General features: G+C 63.5%; 11 protein-coding genes. 2 read left to right on the forward strand and 9 right to left on the reverse strand.

What is annotated here, in order from left to right:
* Positions 1 to 66: 66 nt before the first annotated feature.
* From C795_RS15240 to C795_RS0104685, 6 genes are all read right to left on the reverse strand, one after another.
* Complete coding sequence (locus tag C795_RS15240) at positions 67 to 501, reverse strand: ATP-binding cassette domain-containing protein (protein WP_017792596.1); 435 nt, start codon at positions 499 to 501, stop codon at positions 67 to 69.
* A complete protein-coding gene (locus C795_RS0104665) occupies positions 498 to 1,379 on the reverse strand; it encodes an ATP-binding cassette domain-containing protein (RefSeq protein WP_017792597.1) in 882 nt (293 codons plus the stop codon). Before C795_RS0104665 ends, C795_RS15240 begins: the two co-directional genes overlap by 4 nt.
* Positions 1,376 to 2,305: an ABC transporter permease gene (locus tag C795_RS0104670; protein WP_017792598.1), complete on the reverse strand. Its 930-nt coding sequence runs from the start codon at positions 2,303 to 2,305 to the stop codon at positions 1,376 to 1,378. The genes C795_RS0104665 and C795_RS0104670 overlap by 4 nt, the downstream gene beginning before the upstream one ends.
* Positions 2,302 to 3,303, reverse strand: coding sequence for an ABC transporter permease (locus tag C795_RS0104675; RefSeq protein ID WP_232225434.1), 1,002 nt, complete (start codon positions 3,301 to 3,303; stop codon positions 2,302 to 2,304). Before C795_RS0104675 ends, C795_RS0104670 begins: the two co-directional genes overlap by 4 nt.
* 101 nt (positions 3,304 to 3,404) lie before the next feature.
* Positions 3,405 to 4,910 (reverse strand): ABC transporter substrate-binding protein, encoded by a 1,506-nt coding sequence (locus tag C795_RS0104680; RefSeq protein WP_017792600.1) that lies wholly within the window; start codon positions 4,908 to 4,910, stop codon positions 3,405 to 3,407.
* A gap of 91 nt (positions 4,911 to 5,001) precedes the next feature.
* On the reverse strand, positions 5,002 to 5,787 hold the full coding sequence (locus tag C795_RS0104685) for a DUF1684 domain-containing protein (RefSeq protein WP_017792601.1): 786 nt from the start codon (positions 5,785 to 5,787) through the stop codon (positions 5,002 to 5,004).
* A gap of 185 nt (positions 5,788 to 5,972) precedes the next feature.
* Here C795_RS0104685 and C795_RS0104690 point away from each other — a divergent pair, with 185 nt between their 5' ends.
* Together C795_RS0104690 and C795_RS0104695 are read left to right on the forward strand one after the other, a co-directional pair.
* Complete coding sequence (locus C795_RS0104690) at positions 5,973 to 6,341, forward strand: ArsR/SmtB family transcription factor (protein WP_017792602.1); 369 nt, start codon at positions 5,973 to 5,975, stop codon at positions 6,339 to 6,341.
* Positions 6,342 to 6,346: 5 nt separating this feature from the next.
* A complete protein-coding gene (locus C795_RS0104695; RefSeq protein WP_017792603.1) occupies positions 6,347 to 7,012 on the forward strand; it encodes an SRPBCC domain-containing protein in 666 nt (221 codons plus the stop codon).
* Positions 7,013 to 7,088: 76 nt separating this feature from the next.
* On the opposite strand, the gene C795_RS0104700 is transcribed toward C795_RS0104695, so the two are convergent.
* The 3 genes from C795_RS0104700 to C795_RS0104710 form a co-directional block, all read right to left on the reverse strand.
* Positions 7,089 to 9,065, reverse strand: coding sequence for a M13 family metallopeptidase (locus C795_RS0104700; protein ID WP_017792604.1), 1,977 nt, complete (start codon positions 9,063 to 9,065; stop codon positions 7,089 to 7,091).
* A gap of 61 nt (positions 9,066 to 9,126) precedes the next feature.
* Positions 9,127 to 9,588, reverse strand: coding sequence for a hypothetical protein (locus C795_RS0104705; RefSeq protein ID WP_017792605.1), 462 nt, complete (start codon positions 9,586 to 9,588; stop codon positions 9,127 to 9,129).
* Between the two features lie 24 nt (positions 9,589 to 9,612).
* Positions 9,613 to 25,980, reverse strand: coding sequence for an SdrD B-like domain-containing protein (locus C795_RS0104710; protein WP_017792606.1), 16,368 nt, complete (start codon positions 25,978 to 25,980; stop codon positions 9,613 to 9,615).
* Between the last annotated feature and the right edge of the window lie 372 nt (positions 25,981 to 26,352).

Genomic DNA, 26,352 nt, shown 5'->3' on the forward strand with positions numbered 1-26,352 from the left:
CGACGGGCCGTCGCCGTAGAAATCGTCGTATAACTTCGTATAAGTGTATCGCTATACGAAGGTTAGTTACGAGAACTCGTGCGGATAGCGCGTACCCGCGTCGGCGGGCAGGCCCACCGATTCGAGCGCCTCCGCTACGCGCGAGCGCGCCCCGGGTCCGTGAGCGAGCCCGAGCGACTCGAGCGGCTCGGCCACGATCCGGTCGACGCGCTGGCGCGGGTCGAGCGACGAGTACGGGTCCTGAAACACCGCCTGCACCGACCCCCGAAACCGACGCATGAGCGACCGATCGCGCAGCTGCAGCGGCGCACCCTCGAACAGGACCGAGCCGCGGCTCGGCGCCGCCAACCCGAGCAGCAGGGCGAGCAGCGTGGACTTGCCCGCGCCCGACTCCCCCACGATGCCCACGGAGTCGCCCGCGCCCACACTCAGGTCGATGCCCTCGAGCGTGAGCCGCTTGCCGTACGAAAAGTCGACCCCGCGGGCCTCGATGAGCGTCACTGTGCCCCGTCCTCTGCGCTTGTTCCGGATCCCGGCTCGCCAGCAGCCCCATCGAGCGCGGCGTCGAGCACCCGTGCGTGCGCGACAAGTTGCGCCGTGTACGGGTGTGCAGGCGAGTGGACTAGCGATGCGACCGTTCCTTCTTCGACCACGTCCCCACGCTGCAAGACGAGCACGCGGTCGGTCATGCGCGACACCACGGCGAGATCGTGGCTCACAAACAGGAGACCCATGCCGCGTTCGGCCACGAGCCGGTCCAGCAGCGCGAGCACCTCGGCCTGCACGGTCACATCAAGCGCGGTCGTCGGTTCGTCGGCAATGAGCAGCTGGGGTCGCGCGGCCAGCGCCAGCGCAATCGCGACGCGCTGCCGCTGCCCGCCCGACAGCTCGTGCGGAAACGCGCGCGCATACCGAGGCTCCGTCAGGCTCACCTCGGTCAGCGCCTTCAGCACCGCGGCCTGTAGGGCAGCCCCGCGCAGCCCAAGGTGACGGCGCATCGGCTCGGCGATCTGCTTGCCCACCCGCATGAGGGGATCGAGCGCGGTCAGGGGCTCCTGAAACACGATGCCCGCGACCGCGCCGCGCAGCGGCTTCAGCGCGGTCTCGCTGGCTCCCACGGTCTCGACGCCGTTCAGCAGCACCGACCCCGAGGCCGTGAGCATCGACGGAAGCAGGCTGGTCAGGGCGAGCGAGGTGAGGGATTTGCCGGATCCGGATTCCCCAATCAGCCCCACCCGTTCCCCGGGAGCGACCGTGAACGACACCTCGTTGACCAGCCGGGCCGTGCCCGTTGCGATCGAGAGGTCGGTCACGCGCAGCAGCTCTGGCGGCGAGGCAGGAGCAACCGAAGTAGCAGCAGTTTCAGAGGCGGCGCTCACGCGGCACTCCCCTTTCGGCGGGTCGGGTCGGCGACGTCACGCAGGCCATCCGCGATGAAGTTCACGCCGAGCACGAGCACGATGAGTGCGATACCGGGAGCGATCGCCCCAGCGGGGGCGACGAGCACGGTGCCCTGCGCCTCCTGCAGCAGTCGACCCCACGAGGCGTTGGGCGGCGGAGCCCCGAGACCGAGGTATGACAGGCTGGCCTCCGCGAGCACTGCCGCACCGAACTGGAGCGCGAACGTGACGTAGAGCGTGGGGGCCATGTTCGGCAGCAGATGCCGCCACACGACACCCCAGGTCGAGGTGCCACTGGTGCGCGCGGCGGTGATGAACTGCTCTGACGCGATGCGCTTGGCGAGGATGCGTGAGATTCGTGCGACCACGGCCGACATGGCGAGGCCGATCGCGATGATCGCCGAGCCGAGCGACGGCGGCTGCAGCGCGACGATGAGCATGGCCGTGAGTAGCACGGGGAAGGCGATCGCGACGTCGATGAATGCTGAGATTGCGTCGTCAATCCAGGAGGTCGCGAGTGCCGCGACGAGGCCGATAATGACGCCCAGCACGGCCGCAATCGCGACCGACCCGAGCCCCACCATGAGCGCGATGCGTGCACCCACCATCAGCTGGCTGGCGAGGTCGCGGCCCAGCTTGTCAGTGCCGAGCAGGTGTTCGAGATTCGGGGCCTCGAGCCGGCCGCCCGAGGTATCGTCGAGCGCGTACGGCAGCCACACGAGCGACACCAGCGCGGTGAGCACGACGAGGCCAACCATTACGATGCCCGCCCACAACGTGATGCTGCGGCGGCGCTTCTTGGATCCGGATCCAGTACCAGCGGCCTGAGCGGCCTCGCGGCCGTAAGTATTGGGCGCCCCGGGCCCACCAACAGACCCGGTCGCGCCGGTCACTGGAGCGGTCATGCGCTAACTCCCGTCGTGGCGCGGAGTCTCGGGTCCACGAAGCGCTGCGCGAGATCGGCCGCGAAGCCGACGAGCAGCACGATGAGTGTGGTCACCACGAGCACTCCTTGAATCGCGGCGAAGTCGTGGCGCGCAATGCCGTCGACGAGGTAGCTGCCGAGGCCGGGGAGCGCAAACACGCTCTCAACGACGACCGCGCCCAGCAGCGTTGAGGCGAGCTCGATGCCGAGGATCGAGATAACCGGCACCGAACCGTTGCGCAGGCCGTGACGCCACAGGGCCTCGCCGAAGCCGGAACCGTGGGCGCGGGCCGTGCGCAGGTAGTCGCTGCCGAGCACGTCGATCGTGGCAGAGCGCACGTACCGCGTGAGCGAGGCGCCCATCACGATCGCGATCGCGATCGCGGGGAGCGCGAGGGACGACAGCGCGTCGACCGGATAGGCCCAGTCGTCGGTAGGAAACCCGCCGGTCGGAAACCAACCGAGCATGAGTCCGAAGATCCAGACGAGGATCATGCCGATCCAGAACACGGGCACCGCGATGCCGAACTGCGCGACACCCGAGAGCGCGACGCCGTACCAGCGGTCGGCGCGCACGGCGCTCGTGACGCCCGCGACGAGGGCGACGATGACCGCGCCCACGAACGCGATGAGCGTCAGCGGAATCGTGACCTGTAGCCGGGCAGCGACGTCCGGGCCAATCGCGGCACCGGTGATGACCGATTCGCCGAGGTCGAAGCGCAGCATCTGCGCGGCCCACGCGCCAAACTGCACGAGCAGCGGCTTGTCGGAGCCGACCTGGGCCTGGGCCGCAGCAATCTGCTCGTCAGTCGCGCCCACCGAGAGCAGCGCGTTCGCGGGGTCACCCGGCAGCATTCGCAACAGCACAAAGATCAGCACCATCGCGATCGCGAATGATCCGAGCAGGAGCGCGCCACGTCGCAGCACGTATCCGAGCATCGGTGTTCCTTCCTGGCCGGGGCGAGCGCCCTGACGCATGAGAGTATTCTCTCGCGTGAAACAGCGCAACGCGCCGAGGTCTCCCCCGGCGCGTTGCGCTGCGTCGTTACAGCTGGTGGGTGTTGCTCGTTTCTGGCCCGCTATTCTTTGACGATGTCGTAGGCGAAGAACTGCGAGTTGAGCCCGTTGACGGGGTAGCCCGAGACGCTGTCAGATGCCACGACGATCTGCGGGTAGAGGTAGAGCCACACGCTCGCCGCATCGGTCGCGATCTGGCGGTTCGCCTTCTTGAGCAGGTCGGCCTGTTCGGCTTCGGTCTTAGCCTGTTCTGCGTCCGAGATCCAGGTGCTGACCTGGGGGTTATCGTAGCCCCAGTAAAAGTCGGGGTTGCCGTACCAGACCACGTCGCGGTCGTTGACGTGCTCCTGCAGCGTTGCCTCGAAGTCGCGCTCCTTGAACACCTTGGTGTACCACTCGTCGGCGCTGATCGTGTTGATCTTGACCTCGATGCCGACCTTCTTCAGCTCGGACTGCAGCAGCTCGGCGACCGCGGGGTGCGGGTCGTAGCTCGGGGTGTCGAGCGTGAACGTGAATCCGTCGGGCAGGCCGGCTTCTGCGAGCAGCTTGGCTGAGCGATCCGGATCATAGGGGTTCAGATCGTTCAGATCCTCGTACCACGGGTCACTCGGGGGCACCATCGAGCCGATCAGGGTGCCGTAATCGCCCCAGATCGCGTTCAGCAGCTTCTCGCGGTCGATCGCCGAGTAAACGGCCTGGCGCACCTTGGCGTCGTCAAACGGGGCAACGCGGTCGTTGAAGGCGAGCAATTCCTTGGTGGTGGACTGGCCTTCACTGATCGTAAAGCCGCCCTCCTGCTCGAACTGCGGCAGCGAGTCGGGGTTCTGGACGCTCGTGATGAGGTCGACGCGGCCGCTGCGCAGCGCTGTGTCCTCTGCCGTGGCATCGGTGAAGTAGTTGAACACGACCTGCTTGTTGGCGGCCTTGTCACCCCAGTAGTCGTCCCAGCGGTTGAGCGTGAGCGTTGAGCCGCGCTTCCACTCGCCGAGCGTGTAGGGGCCGGTGCCGTCGGCCTGCTTCTCAATGTCAGTGGCATCTGCGTTAATGATCCACACGTACGAGAGGAGGTACGGCAGCGAGATCGACGGCTGCGCCAGCGTGAAGACAACCGTGTGGTCGTCGGGCGTCTCAATGCCCGTGATGACCTCAAGGCTGCTCTTGCGCGCCGACTGCGAGTCGGGGCCGAGCACGGCCTCGAGGCTAGCCTTCACGTCTGCCGAGGTGAGCTTCTTACCCGACTGGAACGAGACGTCGTCGCGCAGCGTGTAGGTATAAACGAGACCGTCCGCGCTCACCTCGTGGCCGGTAGCGAGCAGGGGCTCGACGGTGCCATCGTCATTGAGCTTCGACAGGCTCTCGTACACGTTGCCCGTGAGCGCCTCGGTGACGCCCTGGCCACCGCCCGCGGTGTTGCTCAGGTTGACCGGCTCGTAGAGCGAGCCGATCGAGATCTTGGCATCGGCACCGGTCGCGCCACCGCTGCTCGAGCCCGCGCACCCGGTGAGCGCGAGGGCCGAAACGGCGAGCACGCCTGCAGCGGCGAAGAGGTGCTTCTTGAAGGAGGGCATTGAGGTCCTTTGATGCTTGAGGGGTCGAGGAACTGGGTGCTACGGGAGCGGGTGATTACGATCTGAATCGCGACCGGGCCCGCCACCCGATTTAGACGAGGGAGTCGTAGATGTCGAAGTCGCCGGAGAAGCGGGGCTGCTTCTCGCCCGCGGTGATCGCCCAGGGCAGGCGGTTCTGCGGAGGCGGCATCGGGCAATTGTACTGCGCCGAGTAGCCGCAGGGCGGCACGAACGCGCGGTTGAAGTCGAGTCGCACTGGGGCGCCAGCCGTGCGCTCGGCGCCGGTGAACTCGACGAACAAGAACCGGCCCGCGCCGTAGGTCTGTGAGTCGTCGGTCGCGGTGTTGGTCGAGTCACCGAAGACGAGCAGCAGCGTGCCATCGTCATCGAACGCGGCGAGCGTGAACGTCTGTCCGTCGCGCTCGAAGGTGATGTCGCCGGGCACGATGAGGTCGCGGGTGCCTCCGGCGTCGCGAATATGCTCGAAGGGCACGGTGCGGTGGGCCGCCACCGGCGTGAAGGTGGCGTCGATGACCCAGTCGGGGTTGTAATCGAACGTGTCGACGCGCTCGAACGCCTGGATCGCCGCCGAGTTCGCATCCCACACGCGGAAGCCGTACTCGGGCTCGCCAGTGTTGATGTTGGTGCGCTGCAGCTCGGTCACCGTGATGCCCGCAGCGTCAGCGGCCCGAGCCTCAGCCACCTGAGCGGCAGCCTCGTCGGCGGTGGTGCCGGCGGGCAGCCAGCGCGTCAGCGTGAGACTCAGGTTGCCCGTGGGGCTGGTGAGTGCCTCGTGCCGGCCCTGGCGCCAGGCGTCGTGTGCAGCGATCTCGGTATCTACGGCGGTGCTCAATTCGGTGTCCTTCGTCGCGCTCATTGCTTGAGTATCTCAATGCGAGCTATTCAATTACTGAAAGTATCGCGCATCTATCGGCTTGCTCGCTAATTGAACCTGACACAGGCCGTAACGTTTGTCCAGCGCTTCCTGCCCGATTCAGCCCATCCGGGGAACCTGTTATTTCAGTCTTGACTTATATAAGGCATGGTGGAACCATAAAGGACATGCACGCGCTCGATATTCTCGGAGACCCGGTGCGGCGGCGCATTCTCGAACTCGTGCGCGACGGTGAGGAGCCCGCTGGCGCGCTAGCCGCGACGATCACCGATGAGTTTGGCATCAGCCAGCCCGCGGTCTCACAGCACCTGCGGGTTCTGCGAGAGAACGGCTTCGTGACAGTACGTCCCCTAGGCACGCGTCGACTGTACGCCATTGATCCGGAGGGGCTTCGCGAAGCCAGCGAGTGGCTGTCGCCATTCGAACGATTCTGGCGCGGCCCCCTCTCGGCTCTCGGCACCGAGCTCGCCCGGGGCAAGCGCGAACGCAGGCTTGCCGAATCGAATAACCAACCCCATACACCCAAGAAGGAGTGACCATCATGGTTGACGTATCCAAGCAAGTCGACGCCGTGACGCGCGGCCTGCAGGTTGCCGAGGTCGACGGCAAAGCCCTGAACATACAGACCCTCTCGCAGGTGTACCCCGCGGGCATTGACGACGTGTGGAGCGCCGCGACGAACGCCGAGCGCATCACTCGCTGGTTCCTACCGGTCTCGGGCGAACTCGAAGTCGGCGGCCGCTACCAACTTGAGGGCAACGCCGGGGGCGAGGTAGTCGAGTGTTCGCCCCCGCGCGACGGCACCGCCGAGTACCACGTGACCTGGGAGATGGGCGGCGGGGTGACCTGGCTCACGGTGCGCCTCACCGCCGAGGGCACTGAGGCGACTCGCTTCGAGCTCGAACACCGCGCACTGGCCTCGGACATCCCCGCGGGAATGTGGGAGATGTTTGGTCCCGGTGCCACCGGCGTGGGTTGGGACGGCGGCCTGTTGGGCCTGTCGCTGCATCTGGGTGCAGTCGAGGGCTCCCTCTCCCCCGCGGAGGCCGCGGCATGGGCGGCGACTGACGAGGGCAAGGCCTTCTACCGTGGTGCCGCCGATGGGTGGGCCACAGCGCACGTCGCCGCGGGCGCCTCACCCGAGGCGGCCGCGCAGGCCGCCGACGCGACCTTCGGGTTTTATACGGGCACCGCACCCGGCGCATAGCCGCGAGGTCGCCCGGCAGTGCGAGGGCCAGTCGCCCTTGCACTGCCGGCGCGACTAAGCCGACAGAACCGCCGAACTACCAGATCGAGACGCGCTCGGCCTCGTCCATCCACAGGGCGTCGCCGGGTACCGTCGCGAACGCCTCGTGGAACGCCTTGAGGTTCTTTACGATCTGGTTGCAGCGGAACTCGTTGGGCGAGTGTGGGTCGATCGACAGCAGTCGCTTCGTCTCCTCGGGGCGCGACTTCTGCTGCCAGGCCTGTGACCAGGCGAGGAAGAAGCGCTCGGCGCCCGTCAACCCGTCGATCACCGGCGACTCGGCACCGGCTAGCGAGCGCAGGTACGCCTTCCACGCGATCTCGAGCCCCGAAAGGTCGCCGATGTTCTCGCCGATCGTCAGCTCGCCGTTGACCGTCTGGCCGTCGGCGCCCTCGGGCGAGAGCTCGTTGTACTGCGAAATCAGCGCGCCCGTCAGCTTTTCGAACGCGGCCCGATCCTCCTCGCTCCACCAGTCGACCAGCTTGCCGTCGCCGTCGTAGCGCGAGCCCTGGTCGTCGAAGCCGTGCCCGATCTCGTGACCGATCACGGCACCGATCGCACCGAAGTTGGTCGCCGCGTCCCACGTCGCGTCGAAGAACGGCGGCTGCAGAATAGCGGCCGGGAACACGATCTCATTGAAGCCGGGGTTGTAGTACGCGTTGACCGTCTGCGGGGTCATGAACCACTCGTCGCGGTCGATAGGCTTGCCCATCTTCGCGAACTCGCGGGCGAACTCGTACTCAGCGACCCGGCGCGAGTTGCCGAACAGGTCGCCCGCGTCGGCGGCGAGCGCCGAGTAGTCGCGCCACTTCACGGGGTAGCCGATCTTGGGGGTGAACTTGTCGAGCTTCTCGAGCGCGCGCTCGCGCGTCTCGGGGCTCATCCACGCGAGCGAGGTGATCGAGTCGCGGTAGGCCTCGATGAGGTGGCCCACGAGCTCGTCCATGGCACCCTTCGAGTTCTCATCGAAGTGGCGCTCAACGTAGAGCCGGCCGACAGCTTCACCCATGGCGCCCTCCACGAAGGAGACGCCTCGACGCCAGCGGTCGCGCTGCTCGGGGGCACCCGTGAGGGCCGTGCCGTAGAAATCGAAGTTGGCGCGCGAGATCTCCTGCGACAGGAGCGCCGCCGAGCCGCGCACGACCGCCCAGGTGAGCCAGGCCCGCCAGGCCTCAAGCTCGCTCTCTACGAGCAGCGAAGCAATGCCCGCGAGCGCGTCGGGCTGCGCAGCGACGACCTCGGCGAACGCCGACTCGGGCGCCCCCATGGCCGTCAGGTACGCCGACCAGCCCAGCTCGGGCGTGAGCTCCTGCAGCTCGGCGAACGTACGCAGGTTGTACATCTTTTGAATGTCGCGGCTCGCAACCTTGTCCCAGTGGGTAGCGGCAATGCGCTGCTCGAGCCCGTAGGCGAGCTCGGCGACCCGCTCGGCGTTCGCGACGCCCGCGAGCCCCAGCATGCGCTCGATGTGGGCGCGGTACTGCCCACGAATCTCTTCAAACTGCTCTTCGCGGTAGTAGGACTCGTCGGGCAGGCCAATACCGCTCTGCATCACGAACACGATGTAGCGATCCGGATTGCCGGGATCGTTGTCGATAAACATGCCGAAGAAGCCGCCGAGCCCCTGGCGCTCGAGATCCGCGACGAGCGCGGTGAGCTCGTCGATCGAGGCCACCGCGCGCACGCGCCCGAGATCGGCCGCGATGGGCGCGGCCCCCAGCTCGTCGGCGCGCGCGGTGTCCATGAAGCTCGCGTAGAGGGCCGCGACCTTATCTGCTTCGGTGTGTGCGCCGGATCCGGGCGCCGGGGCATCAGTATGCGTGATGATGTCGCGCACCGCGGCCTCGGCGTTCTCGGCCAGCACGGCGAAGGAACCATAGCGGGCCTTGTCGCCGGGAATCTCGGTGCGATCGATCCACCGTCCGTTGACGTGGCGATACAGGTCGTCTTGCGGGCGGGTCTCGGGGTCGAGTTCTGCGAGGTCGATGCCGGAGGCGGGCGCTGCGTTGCTCATGTGTTCAGCCTAGCGGTCGCCCCCGACACACACCCGGTAGCGGCTCATGATGCCGCCGCCTCTACTGACCGGCGCCGCCGCTCCCGTCAACCTCGTCGATGCCATCGACGATAAAGTGCAGGTTTGTTTCACTCAGCGACAACACGTGCTCGCCGGGAACGAAGGTGTCCAGGCCGTCCAGGAACTCTCGGATCTGCTGGTTATCGGCCTCGTCGGCCACCTCAAGCACCACTGACTCGACGTCGGAGTTGACGGGCAGATACACGTAGACGTAGCCGCCCTGCGCCTCCACCTCGACGTTGGTCACGTACTCGACCCCCTGCACCGTGACAGTGCTTGGGCCGTCGGCCGTGGGCCGGTTCAGCCAGAGCACCGCGGCCAGCACCACGAGCGCGATGAGCGCAACGCCGCCCGAGATGAGCCAGACCCGCACGGACACCGCGCTGCGCCGGTGCCGTACCCGGCGCAGCGGCGGTTGTGCCGCCAGTGCGCCGGGCTCTACGTCCGCGTCGTGATTAGCCATGGCTGTCTCCTCAGTCATCTGCGGTTATCCCTCGCTCTTTGCGCGCTGGCGGCGTATTCCGATAAACACGACGGCCAGGCCCAACAGCACCGCGAGGCCTGCAAGCCCGAGTTTGAGATCGGATCCGGTGATGGCGAGGTCGCCGACCGGCACCTGCACGAACGGGTACCGCAGTGTGTCATCGCCGTGAATGTCGGCGATGTCCACGTTACCCGCGTCGTCGAGCGTGACGATCTGTGCCTCCAGGGAAACGATGAGCTCCCCCTCTGCCACCGCCGTGACGCTCCCCGCGCTCAGGGTGTAGCCACTCGGGGTCTCCGTGGTCGTGCGGTATTCCCGCGGCTTCAGGTAGCCCGCTGCAGCAGCATCGAAGTCGGTGGGAAGCACCTCGAATGAGTAGCGTCCCTCATCGTCCGTCAGCTGCACCGAATTGCCGAGGATATCCTCCACAACCGTCCAGTCGCCGTCGATGCGCTCCCACAGCGTGATCTCCTGGTCGGCAAGCGCGAGCTCGCCCTTCTGCTGCTCACCGTCCTCGTTGGCGTCGTCCCAGACCACTCCACCGATCTCGGCGAAGTGCTCATAGGTCTTCAGCCCCAGGTCCATCTCGAGGTCATCGCGCACGGTGGTGAAGTCCACGACCTCACCGGCCAGGTCGGCAATCGAGAACACGTGGGTGACGCCCGTGTGGGCCCCACCGAACTCGGAGCCGACCGTGCTGGCGTCACTGACGTCGCTATCGATGGCCTTATCGTCGCCCACATTCAGCGGCGACCACGACTCGTAACCGTTCCGGTCAGACGTGACCCGGTACTCGCGCGGCTGCAGGAAGTTAGCCTCGCCCTCGTCGTAGTGAGTGGGGGTCACCTCGAACGCGTAACGGCCGCGCTCGTCGGTGACCTGCGTGCGGGCGCCCCGCACGTCGTCGGCTGGAGTCCACACGCCGTCCACAAGCTCCCACAGGGTGACCGTGCGGCCCGGAGCACCGAACTCCTCACCACTCTGTAGCCCGTCGAGGTCAGCGTCTTCCCAGATCGCACCACCGATCGTCACCGACGTGTCGTAGACCGCGAACCCGGCGTCGGCCGTGCGCACGTCGCGCGCGGTATCCAATTCCACGCGACCGTTGTCGGTATCGACGAGAGTGATCGGCTCGGTCAGCACGTAACTGAAGGGCTTCTCGATGTCGATGCCGCCGTAGTTCGGGTTGCCCGCGGCGTCCATCAGGCTGCCCGCGTAGAAGAAGACGTTGTCAATCTCTACGAGCCTCATCTGGGCGGGCGCTTCGACCAACACGCGGTATTCCTCGGCCTGCCGGTAGTGCGGCGACTGCTTGTCGAGGTCTGCAACCTCGACCGCAAATTCGTAGCTGCCGTCCGCGGCAGAGGTGACCGAGGAGTTGCCATCCAGGTCCTTATGGGCTTCCCACAGCCCCGAATCCTGGTTCAGGCGGAACAGGTTCACCACGAGGCCGTCAATGCCGGGCTCGTCGCTGGCCTGCGCGCCATCACGGTTCAGGTCCTCGAACAGGGTGTCGCCGAGCACGCGCACGGAGTCGTGCACGACCACGCCACCGTCGACTCCCAGGTCATCTGCCGAGGTATCGAAGCGGGCAAACCCGCTTCCATCAACCGCCACCAGCGTGACGACGTCAGCAACCGCAGTGTGATCCGGATCAGCAATACTGTGCTGGTAGCCCTGTGAGGCTCCCTCCCCGAGGCTCACGAAGTTCGAGTCGCGCGCAGTGTCGCCGCCCGCCTGGTGCGGCGCAACGGTCTGGCGCGAGGACAGGGTCATCTCGACCACATACTCGAACGGCTTGTTGAGGCCCGGGCTCGCGGGGTCGGTGTTTGCGACCTCGGCCGTGAACGTGTAGCCGCCGTCTGCGTCGGTTACCGTTTCCTCGACGGGCACCAGCTCGCCGGCAATCAGCTTGTTGAGGACGACACGGACACCCTTGATGCCGGGCTCCGTCGGGTCCTGCACACCGTCACGGTTCTGGTCGTTCCAGATGTAGTCGCCCAGCGTGACGTGAGTGGCCAGCGGAATCAGACCGAGATCGACATCTTCAGCGGGCACGCCCGCGAACGTTTCAATCGGCAGCAGCTGATCTGCGTCGCGCATGGCGCCCAGGATCCGGGGATCCGACACGGCCGTGTTGGAGACGGCACGCTCCGCGTGCGTGAAGTCGCTGTCGAGCGCGGTGTCCGTGCCCTGCAGCTTCTTCGTCACCTCCTGCCAGAGCGGCACCTCTCCCACCTTGACGCGGTACTCGTAGGGGGTGAGCGCCTTGTTGTTGATGATGTGCAGGTTCTCAAACAGGTACTCGTTGACGTCGGTGAGTTCGATGGTCGCGTCGGCTGCCGTCGCGAACTCGGGCTCAATCATGACCCCGTTGGCGTCCTGACGAGCAGGCACCCAGTCGTTGCCCTGACGCACCTCGAGGGCCGCATGGTAGATGCTGTCGGCCTGCTGCTTGTCGTTCTGCACGCCGTCACTGTCAGTATCGATAAACACTTCGCCCGAAAGGGACGAGTGCCCATGCTTGACGAGCCCGAGGTCGATGGTGTTGTCGGTGATACCGAAGTCCACGCCACCCACCGTCTCGATGATGCTCACCAGGTGGGTGCCCACGGCGCCCGCGTGCATCGTGCCATTCTTCTCGAAGTCCGAGTCGACCTCGTGCGCGGAGTCGGGCCCAACTGAACCCGCCCGAGTCTGTGCAAACGTGTATCCGGTCACCAGATCGTCCACGACAACCTGGTACTTCGTCTCGATGCGCTTGCTGCCCTCGTAGAGGCTGCTCGGCACGTCACGGAAGTAGTAGTAGCCGTCTGCATTCGACGTGGTCGACTGCGTGAACGCGGTGCGGGTCCAGTCGCCGCCATCGCGAGTGTACTGCTCTAGCCGCAGCTTCTGGCCTGCAATGCCAGGCTCATTCGCGTCCTGAATACCATCGCGGTTCAGGTCGTCCCACACCCGGTTGCCGATCACGCCTACGGTCGATCGGTCATAGAAACCGATGCTCACCGAAAGCCGCTCGGCAAACTTCGACTCGACCAGCTGCTGCAGGTCGAACTTCAGCGCGTTGGTCTTCACGACCGTCGATCCCTTAGGGGTGACGCCGTCGTTGTCATCGGCCCGGTTGAACGGGTCCGTGTGATGCACGATCGGCGAAACGACTGTCTCGTGGTTAAACGCGTTGTTCTCGTCCGTGACCTCGATCGTGTAGCTGCTGTCCGTCGGCAGCACCGTGAAGTCGTATGTGCCGTCGGTACGCGTCTGCATGACCATGTCACGACCCTGCTCGTCGACGACGGTCTTGCCATCCGATCCCTTGAGGGTGACGTAGTAGTCCTTGATGCCGGGCTCGCCGGCGCCACGGATGCCGTCTAGGGTCTTGAGCTGCTCCTTAAAGATGGTGCCGCCGAACTTCACGGTGTGCGCCACCCCCATGTCGAAGCTCATGCGCTCATCATCGGTCGTCGCCGAGGTCACGTGCGCAACATCGGTGATTGTGACGAGCGCGGAGTCGTTGACCGCGGCGGGAATGCCCGCGGCTACTCCGGGCTTGAACACGCTCACGCCGGTGTCCTTGAACACCTCCAGGGTCGTCGCCGAGAACTGGTCATACGCCTTCGGGAACTCGAACATGACCCGGTAGTCACCGGGCTTGATGTTCGAGAACGTGTAGTACCCGTCGTGTCCGTTAAAGTCCTGCTCGGTCACGGTGTCAATCGGTCCCTCCGAGCGGATCGGCTTCGAGAAGACTTCATCAAGCACGGGCTTCCCGTCCTTGTCGACAACAACCCAATCACCTGCCACCCGAGCGATCCGATTGCCCAGGTAGTCGACGTTGTATCCCTCCGGCGACAGCAGGGTGACCTTGACGCCGTTGATGCCGGGGTCGTCGATCGTGCCGTCGTAGTCCAGGTCCTTTGAGGGCTTCAGCAGCGTGCGGCCATTGCCATCGACAAACGAGTCGCCCTCGTCTTGCAGGCCGTTGTAGTCCACGTCGTTCCAGACGTAGTTGCCGATGTAAGCCTTGTCCTTCTGCTCCGTCACGAATGCGCCGGCATTGTTGGACTCCTGCGGCAGGAAGCGGCCCACCCGCTGGGTCGCAACGAACGAGTTCCACACGGCGTAGTCGCTTGCCTCGCCCTGGGGGAACTGCTCGAGAAACGCCGGAGCGTTCAGCGGCGCGTGCATGTTGTAGGTGAGCTTGAGCTTGTTCTGGCCCGGAAGCACTTCATTGGCGTTGTTGAAGAGCACCAAAATGCTCTTTGCCTTCTTCAGCAACGCTTCGTTGCCCTGCACATCGGCGAGCTTGACGAAGTGCGCGTCTCGTACGGCCGACGGCTGGCCGGGCACACCGAGGGAATCGTAGAACGATTCCTTGGCGGCCTCGGCCTTCGCAACCATGTCGGCCTCTACGATCTCACCGTTCGGCAGCTTCTTCATCGGGCCGACATAGACCGTGTACTCGTTCTTGCCGTAGAGCTTCTTGTCGGCGCCCTCGCGTTCGAGGCGCATACCGTCGGCCTGCAACCATGCCGAGTACTTCGAGTTGCGCGGGGTCGCCCCGTCAAACATCGAGGTGTCACCCAGATGCGGCAATTCGTCAAACATGATCGGGTAGGGGTATGCGCGGTCGTCGGCCTCCTTCGAGTTATCGACCGCGATCTCAAACGTGAAATCTCCGCCCTCACGCACCGGGGTCATGTTGGGCGAGACGGTGCCGGCCTTGTTCAGGTCGGAGTAGGCCACCTTTCGTTTGCCAAAGTTATCGAAGGTCTCGTACTGGAACATCGTCTTCTCGGAGAAGACCAGGCGGTCGTTGGCCTTGTCGTTTTCGTTGTAGTCGTTGTTGTCGGTCGCGTACCCCAGCTTGTTCGACGCGTTCTGTCGCGAGTTCAGGGGCGACAGCAGTCCGGTGCTGTTGGTGATCACGGCCCGCGACTTCAGCCCCTCGGCGTCGGTACCCGGCGAGTACGCGTCGACCGATCCGATGAACTCGACCACAACCTTGTCCCCGGGGAACACGTCGCCCTCGAACCACACGGACACCACGTTACGGTCGAGACCGTCCCAGGGGCCCGCATAGATTCGCGTGTGCTTCAGCTTCGACTCGGGGTGTGCCTCCGTGCCGTCGGCACGCACCAGCTTCCAGGTCCACAGATTGTTCTGTTGGTCCGTCAACGAGTAACGCGAGCGGTGATCGGTGCTGAGCGGGTGCCCCGCATCGATGTCTTCCTGCGGCACATAGGTGAACTGTCCGCCAGCTTCCATCACCGCGGGCAGCTGGAATGTCACGAACGGGTCGATCAGCATGTCTTCGGAGTAGATGTTGTCTTCATCACGCGACCACATTGAGTCGTCGGCGTTGATGAACTCACCCTTGAACTTCAGGTGCGGGGACGACTTCGGGGAGATGGCCAGCACGTCCGACCAGCCGAACCGTTCGTCGACGGGCTTCGTTGAGTCGCTTCGGTAGTAGAGCGCGTCGTAGTTGACGTTCACGACCGGGCGTGAGGGGGTGAGGTACGAACGCGACTCGCTCTGCGCGAGCTTGGAAACGCTCGTGCCCACGTAGTTGCCCCACACCTGCGCGGTGTCGTAGACGAACAGGGTCGATACTGCGTCTGACGAGACGCGCACACCCAGCTTGATCGCGAAATCGGTCACGGTGTTTGGGTAGGTCGAGGTGCTGTCGTTGGCTGGGTCCGTATCGAGCACCGACTGCTTTCCATCCAGGTCCGGATCAGCATCGACATCAAGTCGCAGCCCCTGGGGCACGAGGTAGTTGTCGGGGTCGAGCGCCTTCACCACGACCCGAACCTTCTTGAGGCCCGGTCGATCCTGCTCGGGAATGTCGAAGCGCTCGTTCGTGTCGATGGGGGTGCCACCGGGGTTGAGCAGCTGCCAGGAGCCCGCCTCGTATCCGTCTTCTGCCTGCTCGTGTGAGATGTACACAAACGTCTTGAATGCCTCATCGACGCTCGTGCCGTTTGCAGCGAGGCGGTCGAGCGTATCCTGCGGGAGCGCCCACGTACCCGATGACACAAAGAACGTGTTCGTGTTGATCTTGCGGTTACTGACCGACACCGTGCTGTCGCCCGTGGTATCGGTGGGCAGGATGTTCTCTACCACAAATTCCTTGAGCCCCGAGCCAGTGTTTTCGGCATGGGTGATCAGGTACTCGATCGTGTCCGACGAGTTGAAGTAGGTGTCACCCGACATGCCGTTGGAGTAGGCGATGCGGGGGCGCGTGGTGTTGACCCGCACTTCGGCCTTCGGCTTCAGGACCTCAATCTCGGCGTCATCCTTCGCAAAGATGCTCTCGAGGTCGCCGTTGCTATCGATGTCTTCCTGCGCACGATGATCAGTCTCGTGCTCGTGGTAGATGATCGACTTCAGCGACTGCACGATGAAATCGTCGGGGTGCTGCCCGCCCTCGATCAGCGTCTTGTCGTTCGGAATGAGCGACACGTAGGAGTCGACAATGAGTTCGTCGGCGGTCCACACCGGGTCGCCGTCTAGGACGTTGTCAGTGAATCCCTCCACGAGCTGTGCCTCGTAGAGCAGCTTGAAGCTCTCACCCGAGCGCAGTTCACCGCGAGTGCCGCGATCGTTGGCTGGGGTAGTGACCAGCCACTGGATCCGGTTGCGCGTCGAGTCCGCCTCGATCTCTGTGGGAGTCTCGCGCGTGACCGTGTAGCCGAGTGCCTCAAATGCCGCACGATCGTACACATCGCTGCCGAGCTTGATGCGGACATCGCCGGTCGCCTCCGCGAACTTGGTGACGTACTGCGTCACCAAGAAGCGGGAGTTGTGCACGTCACCCGAGGTCTTGTTCTCCTCGTACGGGTTCGCGTGGGGCGTGGGCGCGTTCGTGACCTCGGTGGAGTACCAGTACTTGCCCGCGGCATCGACCTGGATCTTCTCCTGTTCGACCGAGTCGGCGTAGTTCGCCACCCGAGTCGAGTTGGTGATCGAGGGCTTCGCGAGGTTAAGCTTCGTGCCACCGAAGGCGCCCGACTTGTCGTGCTTCGAGGCGAGGCCCGCGGGGGTGAGGTCGACGCCTGGCACCTGCCAGTTGACGTTCTCATTCAGTGAGATTGCGGTCGCATCGTCGTAGCGCTTCGTGGGCGAGATGAGGCGCTCGGTGACCTTGAGCGCCCCCATGTTGTTGCTCCACGTGCTGGTGGCGTCGCGCCGCGTGCGGTCGTTCGCGGTAATCGAGAGCCCGTTCGACGACTTTACGTTGTTCGGGGCGCTCGAAACACCCTGGTCGCGCGAGGTCAGGGACGGCGTCGCGCCGGTCTGGTACCAGTCAGACACGACCGGGTTGAAGACGGGGCGCTTGGTGTTGGCGAGCGTCACAACCTCTTGATAGCGAGCATCATCCGTGTCCGCACCAAACGCCGGGGTGTCAATGGTGACGACCTTCGGGGAGATCACGAGTGACTGCCCGTACGCGATGTCTGCCGCCCGGTCCTGATTCACCGTGAAGTGCATGACATAGCGCTCGCCGTGCACGCCCTTTTCCAATTCAACCGTGACGTTGAAGAACTCGGTCACGTCGGTCTTGAGAGTCGAGGACTTGAAGGTGATGTCGTTCACCGTGGCGGCGAAGTCGACATTCTGCACGCTCTGAATATCGCTGTAGTAGCGAGCGTAGGAGCCGTCCTTCATCACGGGAACGACGCCGTAGGGCAGTGCGATGGTGACCGTCGGCTCGAACCAAGAGCCTCGAGCGCCGCCGATGGTCTGTGGCGCGTTGACCCAGATGTCGGCATTGTAGTTATCACCCGAGTAGCGGTTGTAGCCACTGTTAACTCGGTTGTACTCGCCGATGACCTCGAGCTGCTGGTTCTCGACGGTCGATTCGATCGTGAACTCTTCGTAGAGATCGACGCTGAAGTCCTGGATCGAGCGATCATAGGGCCTGCCGTTCGCCCCCTTCGTAGCCTCGTACTGAGACTCGTCCTTGGTCGCCTTGCTCCACACGCGCAGCGTGGGCTTGCGCATGGCAATCTGGTCGCCCGTGACGAGCACGGGCTTGCCGGTTGCTGCCGTCACGTCGGTGACCTGCGCGTTGAGGCCGCGCACGTACTTACCCCAGGGCTCCACCGAGTAGTAGGAGGTGTAGTACCCGAAGTCGTACAGGAGGTCGTTGACGTCAAGTCCCTCTGACATGCCGTCGTTCGGGTACCGCCAGGGGTTCACCGTGCTGATGCCCGCGTTGAAGGCCCCGTACTCCTTGCTGTATACCTCGGCGTAGGCTTCGTCCGCCAGCGTGGTGAGGGTGAACTCGTCGTGCCAGTACGAAATCCCGTCTGCCGAGGGTGGCAGCTCCTCGTACACGCGCACTCGCAGGTCGACGCGCTGATTTTTGTCGGCCGCAACCGCCTGCGGGGCGTTGAACATTCCGGTCAGCGGGGCGGCAACCTTGATTTTCACGACGTACGGGATCATGTCGTCGCGTGAGGCCTCGGCGAAGCTGCCCGCCTCCTGCGACTGGGCAGGGGCACGGTAGCCGCGATCATTTGTCGGGCTCTGGGCGACCTCGACCTGGTAAGTAGTCGGGTCGAGCGCGCGGCCCGCACCGTCGAAGGCGGTGACTCCCAGCAGGGCGCCCTGTGCGTCGTAGGGCGTGATGCCGAGCGGCAGGATCTCGGTGTACTCGAGCCCGCCGACGATCGGGTAGTCACCGAGGTTCGCTGCGTGCAACTTCACGGTGAACTCCTCGTGCAGCTGGACGGCGTAGCTGTGGCTGTCTTCCACGTAGGGGGTCAACCCGTAACGGTGACGGTTGGACGAGTTGAGCGAACCGTCGTACTCGTAGAAGTTGGCGTCGCCGAACTTGCTCACGTCGGTCGCGTTGCGCTCGACGTCGGGCACCATTTCGCTCGCGCCGTAGAGCCACGCACGGTTCAACTGCATACCGTCTTGGGTCCAGAGGATGCGCTCGTCTGCCGTGACCTTGAGGTCGTTGACGCGCCCCTTCGAGGCAAAGGCAAAGTTCTCATCGAGCGTCGACGACGTAAACGTCGTGTAGAGGTCGTTTGCCTCCGTCTCTCGCAAGTAGGCCTGGTGCGACTTCTGCTTATCCGCAGACGAATCGTAGAAGGTGGTCTGGGTGTACGAAGTCGACGAGTCGCTCGCGTTGCGGCGCTGGTTGTTCGCGCCGGGCTGCCACGAGTACGAGTTCGACAGGAACTCTGCCTTCGTCATTTCGTGACCCTTGTCACCACTGATCCCCGCGTCGTGCAGCAGCGAGGCCATGTCCATGGCAACGGTCTTGGCAGTGTTCGAGACCGGTGCATTGCTGCCGTACCAGCCGAAGAACGGCGCAAACACCGATTTGCCGTTCGGGTAGGTTGCCACGGGCAGGTCGTTCGTGCGAACCGTCGCCCGGTAGATGATCTCGAGCTGCTCGCCGCGGCCCAGCTGTTCATCCTCGAAGGTGTAAGTAAACACCTGGAACTCGATCTCGTCGGCCGGGTTCACTGCGGTGTTGATCGGCTCGGTGCTCGACAGACGACCCCAGCCATCGTTGTGGCGGTCGTTCCTAAACTCCTGCGATCCGGCAATATCCAGCCCTGGCGCCGTGCGCACCGTCACCTTGGGCAGTTTGAGGTCGGTGCGCGGCTGGCCGTCTGCCTGCAGCACCCGCAGCGTCAGCTTGCCATCGGCAATGGCCTGTTCGACGTTGAGCACACCGCCGCTCACGTAACCCGCAAGTTCGGTTTCCAGGTACTCGGGAATCTTGTCAAAGACCACCGGGTCTTTGAGCGGTGCCTTGCCGTAGGACGTGTTCGTGTTGATGCCCTGCGAGCTGTTGTGGTTCTTCGCGGTCACTCGGGTGAAGAAGGTGTCACCCGGGCGGTACCCGGACTTGCCGATCAACGTGCCGTTATAGGGGGCGTTCGCCTCATCGAGCGTCTCGAATGACTGCAGGTTGAACTCGACTGTGGGGATCGCCTTCCATGCCCGGGACGTGGCTTTGGAGGTGTAGTGGTACTCCGCGACCGGAGCACCCGCCTCGTCCTGGTGCGTCAGCATCATCTGCGCCTGCGAGGTAATGTCGTACCACTTCTTGGTCTGCTGGGCTGGCTGTTTGCCCTCGGCTTTCCAGTGCCCAATGCCCGCAATGTCGAACTGCGGCGCCTCGAACATCGCGCTGCTGTGCATCGCCGGCACGACACCGTACGCGATCCGGAGCTCGTTCACATCGCTCAGCTTGTGTGCCGCAGGATCGAAACTGACCCAGTTCTTCTGGCCGCTCTGATTGAGGCCGTCGAGGATAAACACCTGCGGCTCGGCGAACTCGCCGACAAAGCCGGCGGGGTAGCTCGGCTTGGGCAGCTCCGTGAGCTCGAAGCCACCGAGAGCGAGCGTGTCGAGCGTCAGGTACAGGTCGAGACGGGTGTTGTTGTGCAGAATCTCGTTCTTGATGTTCTTGACCGTGAGGGTCATCTTCTCGCCCGAAACGTTCTCGGTGTTGAACTTGCTCTCGATACGGAGCTGGTCGGGGTCAGCGTACTTGTAGGCGTGGTTCGAGACCAGACCGAGGTGTTCGACGAAGGCGTCGCCGTCGTAGTTCTTCTGCGCCGTCGCGCCCGAGACTCGGTTTCCGTTTACGCCATCGCTGTTGTAGCTCATGACGTGGTGCGCGAAGGCGGGGCGGGTGTAGATGTTCCACACCGGCAACTTGCCCTGGGTGATGCTGAGGTCGGTGTTTCCGTCGTCCGTCGCCGTGAACTCAACATAGAAAAACACCGATTCATTGTGCTCGAGCGTGAGATCGTACTCGACGTCGGCGCGCTTCGGGTTGAGCTGCGAGATCGCCACGTTTTCGGCGAGTACCTGCTTGGCCTGCACGGGGTTGGGTTTCGCCTGCTGCGTGATTTCGTCGATAAGCGAGCTGCGATTGCCGTCGGCGAGCAGCACGTCAGATGCAGCCTCAACGGCTGTGATCTCGAGGTATGCCGGGGCCTCGATGTGCGCCTGCGGCTGGAACACCGGGATCGCGCCAGCCTCCGTGTCACTGGGTGCCGGGGCACCGACGTTCCGCACTTCATACAGCGCCTTCACCGTGTCACCCACGGCGATGTTGCGGTAGTCGATCTGCTCGCCAGTGTCGGCGTCGTAGAACAGGTGCGTCGCGTCGGCGCGCGTGAAGTCGTTGTTCATGTGCACCGCAGAGGTCTGCATCCGCGCGACGCGAGTGTATAGGCGGGGCGCCTTTTGGCTGGTTGACGAGTTGCCCGTGTGCGTCAGCGTCGGCTTCTCCCCGCGGTTGCCCGAGGCGCCATCGGTCACAAAGATCGGCTGGTATGCGGTGACCTGCGCGTTCGCGTTGAACGTGCTGTCGTACATGATCTGCTCGTGGCTACCCTTGGGGCGCTGAGTTTCATGCATGAACGTGGGCTTGGAATCCCAGTTGTGGTCGGTGGCGTTGGCATCGGGGTCAACCCAGACGCCCGATACGAGCACGTTGGCGCCCTCGCGCATGCGCTTGGGGAGGGTGACGCCGGGCGCCGGCTCGGCGAGCGAGCCCCACAGCCGTACCGTGTCGTCCTTGGGCACGAAGGTGACCGCGATGTTGTCGACGTGCTGCTTGAGCAGGGTCCCGGCCCCACCGAGCGTGACCTTGGTCTGCTCCGTGGACAGTGCTCCCGAGTCAAAGAGGGGCTGCAGGTTGAACTCGTAGTTTCCTGCGCCATTGAGGCTGAAGTCGGCCGGATCAACGTCCACGGCCTTCGACCCCTGAGAGACCTTCACTGACTTGACTGACCAGTCGCTGTCCGTGAAGATATCTGCCGGGATCTCGATGAGCTGCGAACGGAAGGCCGCATCGGGCTTCACGTTGATGAGCACCGTCTTGATATCGGCCTCGGAAGTGTTCGTGATGCCCACCTCAACACGGGAGGTGTTGGGGGTGACCCCGTCCTTCCCGTAGTCGTACGCCTTCAGGCTGTCGAACTGCATGTCCAGCGTCGCGCCGAGCTTGGGGGTGTAGCCCGTCAGCGTCGCGCTCGTGGTGTGCATGAGCGTGCGCTTCAGTGTGTCGTCGGGCAGACGGTAGAGGTTCGTGGTGCCTTTGAGGGCCTTGTTGCCGTTGACGATGCCGCCGACGCGCACGTCGACTTCTGAGAGGGCGGCGTTCGCCGCGCCGTTGCCGAGGCGATCCTCGGCAACACCATCGAGCTCGGCGGTGCGTTCGCCGAAGCCCGCGATCTTGTTGAACGTGGCCTCGAACTTCGCGGGGTAAACGTCGGCGTCGCCAAATGAGACGGTGAAGCTGCCGTCTCCGTCATCGTGAACGCCCTTGGCGAGCGAGTTGTCGTAGTCGAATCGAGGGGCCTGGGTGAGCGGCTGGTCAAAGCGCAGCGCTACAGACTCACCGTTCTGGCCCAGCACACGCACTCCGGTCAGGTACGGCAGCGTGCTGGTCGCCTCGATGACGACGTGCTTGGGGTCCAGGTGGTAGATCGGGTCGTCGCTCGGACTTGCGGGGTACACAAACTCGTAGATCAGCTCGTCGTGGAAAGACGAGGGGTCGTGCAGGCCCAGCCACTCGTCGTATTCGGTGGCCGCGGGGGTGTACACATCGGGTCCGTGGCCCCCGTAGTACGACCAATCTGCGGTGTTCACGTTCCAGATGGAAGCGAGGTATTCGCCCACGTTACCCATCGTGATCACCTTGTTGGCGAGCGATGTGTTGTCGTGTGCTCCAGTCTTGGCCTGAGCGAACGGGTACTCCACGAGAGAGTTGATCGACGTGCTGGCGCTACGCGTCAGCTCCTTCTTGAGACCAAAAGTGTCGGTCGAGGTGAGCCCGGTTGCCTTCTTCGCACCCACCGTCTGCAACGGCGAGATCGATGACGAGTGGAATCGGCCCATGTACTCGACGATGTCGTCGTTGACGCCCGGCATTTGCGGTGCCGCATCATTACTGTCGCGCGTGAACTCGAGGTTCACCTCGACGCGCGACACCGGCGCTTCCGGCCGCACATCAGCGTCCCACGCGTCCTTGTAATAGGGGTGATTCTGCACGCCTGCGACCGAATTATGGGTCGCAAAGAGCTCTGCATCGGCCATGTCGGGGCGGGCCGTGTTAATGCGCCAGTATCGGGCGCCCTCCTGTGAGTTGTCCACCCACTGGTCGCCGTCGACGGTCTTCCAGAGCACTTCCTGGCCGCCGACCATCCGGTACACGTCGACCGATTGGACGTACGGCTTCATCTCATCACGAATCTTCAGGTAGTAGAGATCGAAGTGCTCGTACGGCAGCGTCACGTCGACGCTCACCCGTTGATTGTTGTTGTCTTGCTTGGCAGTGGGGCGCGTCAGCGTCGACGTGAACCCGCCCAACGACTTGTAGCCCTGGTCGAGCGTGTAGTCATCGGTGTAGTAGTAGCCCGGGTTGCTCCACCGCTTGTAGATTTCGACCGAGTACTTGCTGCCGGCACCGAACGGCTGGGTGACCTGGTTGACGCCCTCGACCTTGACCCCGGTCTTCGTTTCACGGACCGTGATCTGGTTCTGCTTCGTGGCCGACTTGTCCGCGACATAGGGCAGCTCGGGGGTACCGGTGAACGTTGCCCGCACGTTCTGCGAGGATCCGATCTCGATGTCGGCATCGTACTCAACGATGGCGATCGTCTGCAGTCCCTGCAGGCTCAGGTTTTTACCCGAAATGATGACTTTGGCAATGTCCTTCAGCGTGACGTCGGCCAGGGAGACCTCGTCCGTGCTGAACTCCTGCTTCGTGCCTGCCTTGTCGACAAATGTGATCTTCGGGTCGGTGACGTTGTCTAGGTAGGCACGTTGCAGCGCAATCTTGTTGAAGACGAGAGCGCCCGACTTGGTCGGGGCGAGCAAGTCGATGACATACTCCGACTCAACGGCAGTTACGCCGCGGGTTTCGAGCTGGAATTCAACGCCGAAGGTCGACTCGTATCCGACCGGGGTCGTTCCCGTAGTCTTCGTTGAACCGTAAACACCCACGGCCTCGACCTCGGGCAGCAGCTCGTTGGGGAGCTGAATGTCGATGGTGCCCGTGGTCTTGGCGGTGGCTTCCTTGTCGTACGGCTTCGGCTGGTACGTGCGCATGTGGCCGGTGAAGTCATGCTTCTTGAGCAGCCCCTGCCCGGCCGTCGCCGTTACCGTCACAAAGTTCACCGCACCGTTCGTCGTGATGTCGTCGGTGTCAATGATGACCTTGGCCACCCGTGCGGGCAGGTCGAAGACGAAGTCCCCTGTTCCTGCGTGGGCGCTCATGTCGATTTCGACCGGAACCGTGCTGTCCAGGGTGGTGTAGCTCACCCGAACGTTGTCTGCCTGCGCGAAGAGCGCAGACTTCACCGTGAGCGTCGCATCCTGCAGCATCTCGACCGTGGGGTTGAGATCCAGGGTGGTCGTTGAGTTCTTGGCGCTCGTGTCATTGATGCCAAACAGGAAGTCAATGACGGTCTGTGCCTTGTAGGGCACCGTCGCCCGCTTGTTCTTGCCGTCGATGTTGACGTCGATGCGGGGAACGACCTCCTTCGGGTAGATCACCTTGAACGTCGCGTCGAGGGTGGTCTCGTGTGCTACTTCGGTGTAGCTGGTGTTTTGGCCGAAGTCGTCGTTGCTCGCGATCTTCTCGATGAAGGTCGTTGTGGCCGTCGAGGTCATATCGCCCACGCGGTAGGGCTCGCCGTACACCTTGATGTTCACGGGCAGGGTGTACCCGGGCGCAACCTTGTCGACCAGGCTCATGGTGAACGTGTGATCCCAGTTGAGATCGCGCAGATGTGACACGTCAAACGTCAACGTCACGAGGCCGGTGGCGGCGTCGGTATCGCGCGTGTACGTCGACAAAGTTTCGGTGACCGGGTCGCCGCTGACCTTGTCGATGTGGGTGTAGCTAATTTCGGCGTTCTTGAACGCGTCAACGTGGGCCTGATCGAACTCATAGGTCACGCGATCGAGCGTGAAGTCCTGATCGACCCCGTACTTGATCGTCGGCTTGAAGGTGGGGGCGTTCGAGTCGCTTCGAATGTTTTTGATCTCGTTGTACGTCTCGTACCCGTAGACAACCTCGGGCTGCTTCGTCTCATGCGTGAACGAGAAATCGTAGGTTGGGGCGACAATCTCACGCTCGACGATGCGGGTCTTCGACCAGTTCGCGGACTTGGCGAAGAGTACGTTCGTGACCGCACGGACCTTGAACTTGGCCGGCGGGTTGGGGAATCCCTGTCGGCTCAGCGGCAACGAAACCAGAAACTTGCGTTCAGTATCCCCCGCGGCCCCCGCGGGGGTGAGGCCCTGCTTGTTCGCGCCGTGTTCACGATCGATCACGATCATGCCCGTGCCCGAGTAGGTATACGGGATCTCTTCAGTGAGTTCGCTTGCGCCGTCCCAGTCCGTCACGTCATAGATGAGAATGCCTCCCTTACCGGGTACACCCACAAACTGCCCCGCAGTGTCATTGGGGTCGTCATTCTTGACCGGGTCGGAGCCGTCGACGTGAGACCAACGATTGATATCGAAGGGGATAATGCCGTTGATGTTGCTGTCGGTCGAATCGATATCGAACGTGACCGAGTACCCGTCAATGTTGGCGGCGAGGTTGTCGGAGGTGTTCGCAATCGAGTACATGTAGTCGATGTACTGGTACCGGTCCCAGATCGGTACGAGGTCGGAGCCCCCACCCGGGACATACGACTCAATCGTCGTTTCCCAGGTCAGGTCAGAGGAGATCACCGAGACGCGCGACTCGTCATCGATCTGGTTGGGGGTCTCCCACGCCGATCCATCTACCCGGTCGAACATCTCATATGAGACGTACCCGTTCAGCTCAAACGCCGTGCCCTCTGGGACCCCGCCGTACACTCCGTCGGTGCCATCGTTGTAAGTGGTGAGGAAAATATCGAACCCGGGGTTCGTGCCGGCCGACAGGTCGCCGTCATACTCCATCACGATGGGGCCACCCTGCACTGTCGTGTTTGACAGCACGTTCCAACCGCCGCCAGCGCTCACCCGGCCCTGCACACCTAAGGCGGTGGGTGTCCGATCTCGGCCCACAACGCGATAGTCGCCATCGACATATTCGAGTGAAGGCATATACACCTTGACGATCACACCCGAAGCTGCCCCCTTGGCATACCCGGGCACCAACCGATAGTTGACCCGTGTCTCGGTGCCTGAGGACAGCACAACCGACTTCGAGTTCAGGAACCCGGCGGTACTCTCGTCGACCGTGCCGTTCAGCGTGATCGACGGGGTCTCCGCCGCCGACGCCGCCGGAATCGCGGTGAGGCTGCCAGTCACATCAGCGAACGCCAGCAACATAACGAGTGCGGTGGTAACGACACCGGTAAAGATCTTCTTCAACACACGATTCCTTGAGGGCGCAAGCCCGCTCCTGGCTTCTTGTGAAAGCCAATTATTGAAACAAGAAAGGGGTACTTCCTGTGGCGTTCGCTGCCCCGCAACTGAGCAGGATACAAACAGCACGAAAGCAGCGCGGCGGTCTGCCGCGCTACTTGCTATCGGGGAGGAAAGAACTGCCTGCAGGCGCACCGGATAGCTCGACGGTGCACCGCATAGCAGCAAGCGTCTTTTGGACACGCCAAAAAGAAACGAGTATTAGCCACGAACTCCCCCAGTTGTTCAAGCGACCACAACAGTAAGCCCCATCCCCACGGGGCCTACATATATACCCAGCCTACTAAGTTTTGCTTACCTATAATTTGTACCGAGTCCACG

Source organism: Leucobacter salsicius M1-8, from assembly GCF_000350525.1.
GTDB classification, from domain to species: Bacteria; Actinomycetota; Actinomycetes; order Actinomycetales; family Microbacteriaceae; genus Leucobacter; species Leucobacter salsicius.

Bases quoted from the DNA above. Each gene is read 5' to 3' on its own strand.
- C795_RS0104705 (WP_017792605.1), bottom strand. From the start codon at position 9,588: ATGGCTAATCACGACGCGGACGTAGAGCCCGGCGCACTGGCGGCACAA.
- C795_RS0104700 (WP_017792604.1), bottom strand. From the start codon at position 9,065: ATGAGCAACGCAGCGCCCGCCTCCGGCATCGACCTCGCAGAACTCGAC.
- C795_RS0104675 (WP_232225434.1), bottom strand. From the start codon at position 3,303: ATGCGTCAGGGCGCTCGCCCCGGCCAGGAAGGAACACCGATGCTCGGA.
- C795_RS0104685 (WP_017792601.1), bottom strand. From the start codon at position 5,787: ATGAGCGCGACGAAGGACACCGAATTGAGCACCGCCGTAGATACCGAG.
- C795_RS0104680 (WP_017792600.1), bottom strand. From the start codon at position 4,910: ATGCCCTCCTTCAAGAAGCACCTCTTCGCCGCTGCAGGCGTGCTCGCC.
- C795_RS0104670 (WP_017792598.1), bottom strand. From the start codon at position 2,305: ATGACCGCTCCAGTGACCGGCGCGACCGGGTCTGTTGGTGGGCCCGGG.
- C795_RS0104695 (WP_017792603.1), top strand. From the start codon at position 6,347: ATGGTTGACGTATCCAAGCAAGTCGACGCCGTGACGCGCGGCCTGCAG.
- C795_RS0104690 (WP_017792602.1), top strand. From the start codon at position 5,973: ATGCACGCGCTCGATATTCTCGGAGACCCGGTGCGGCGGCGCATTCTC.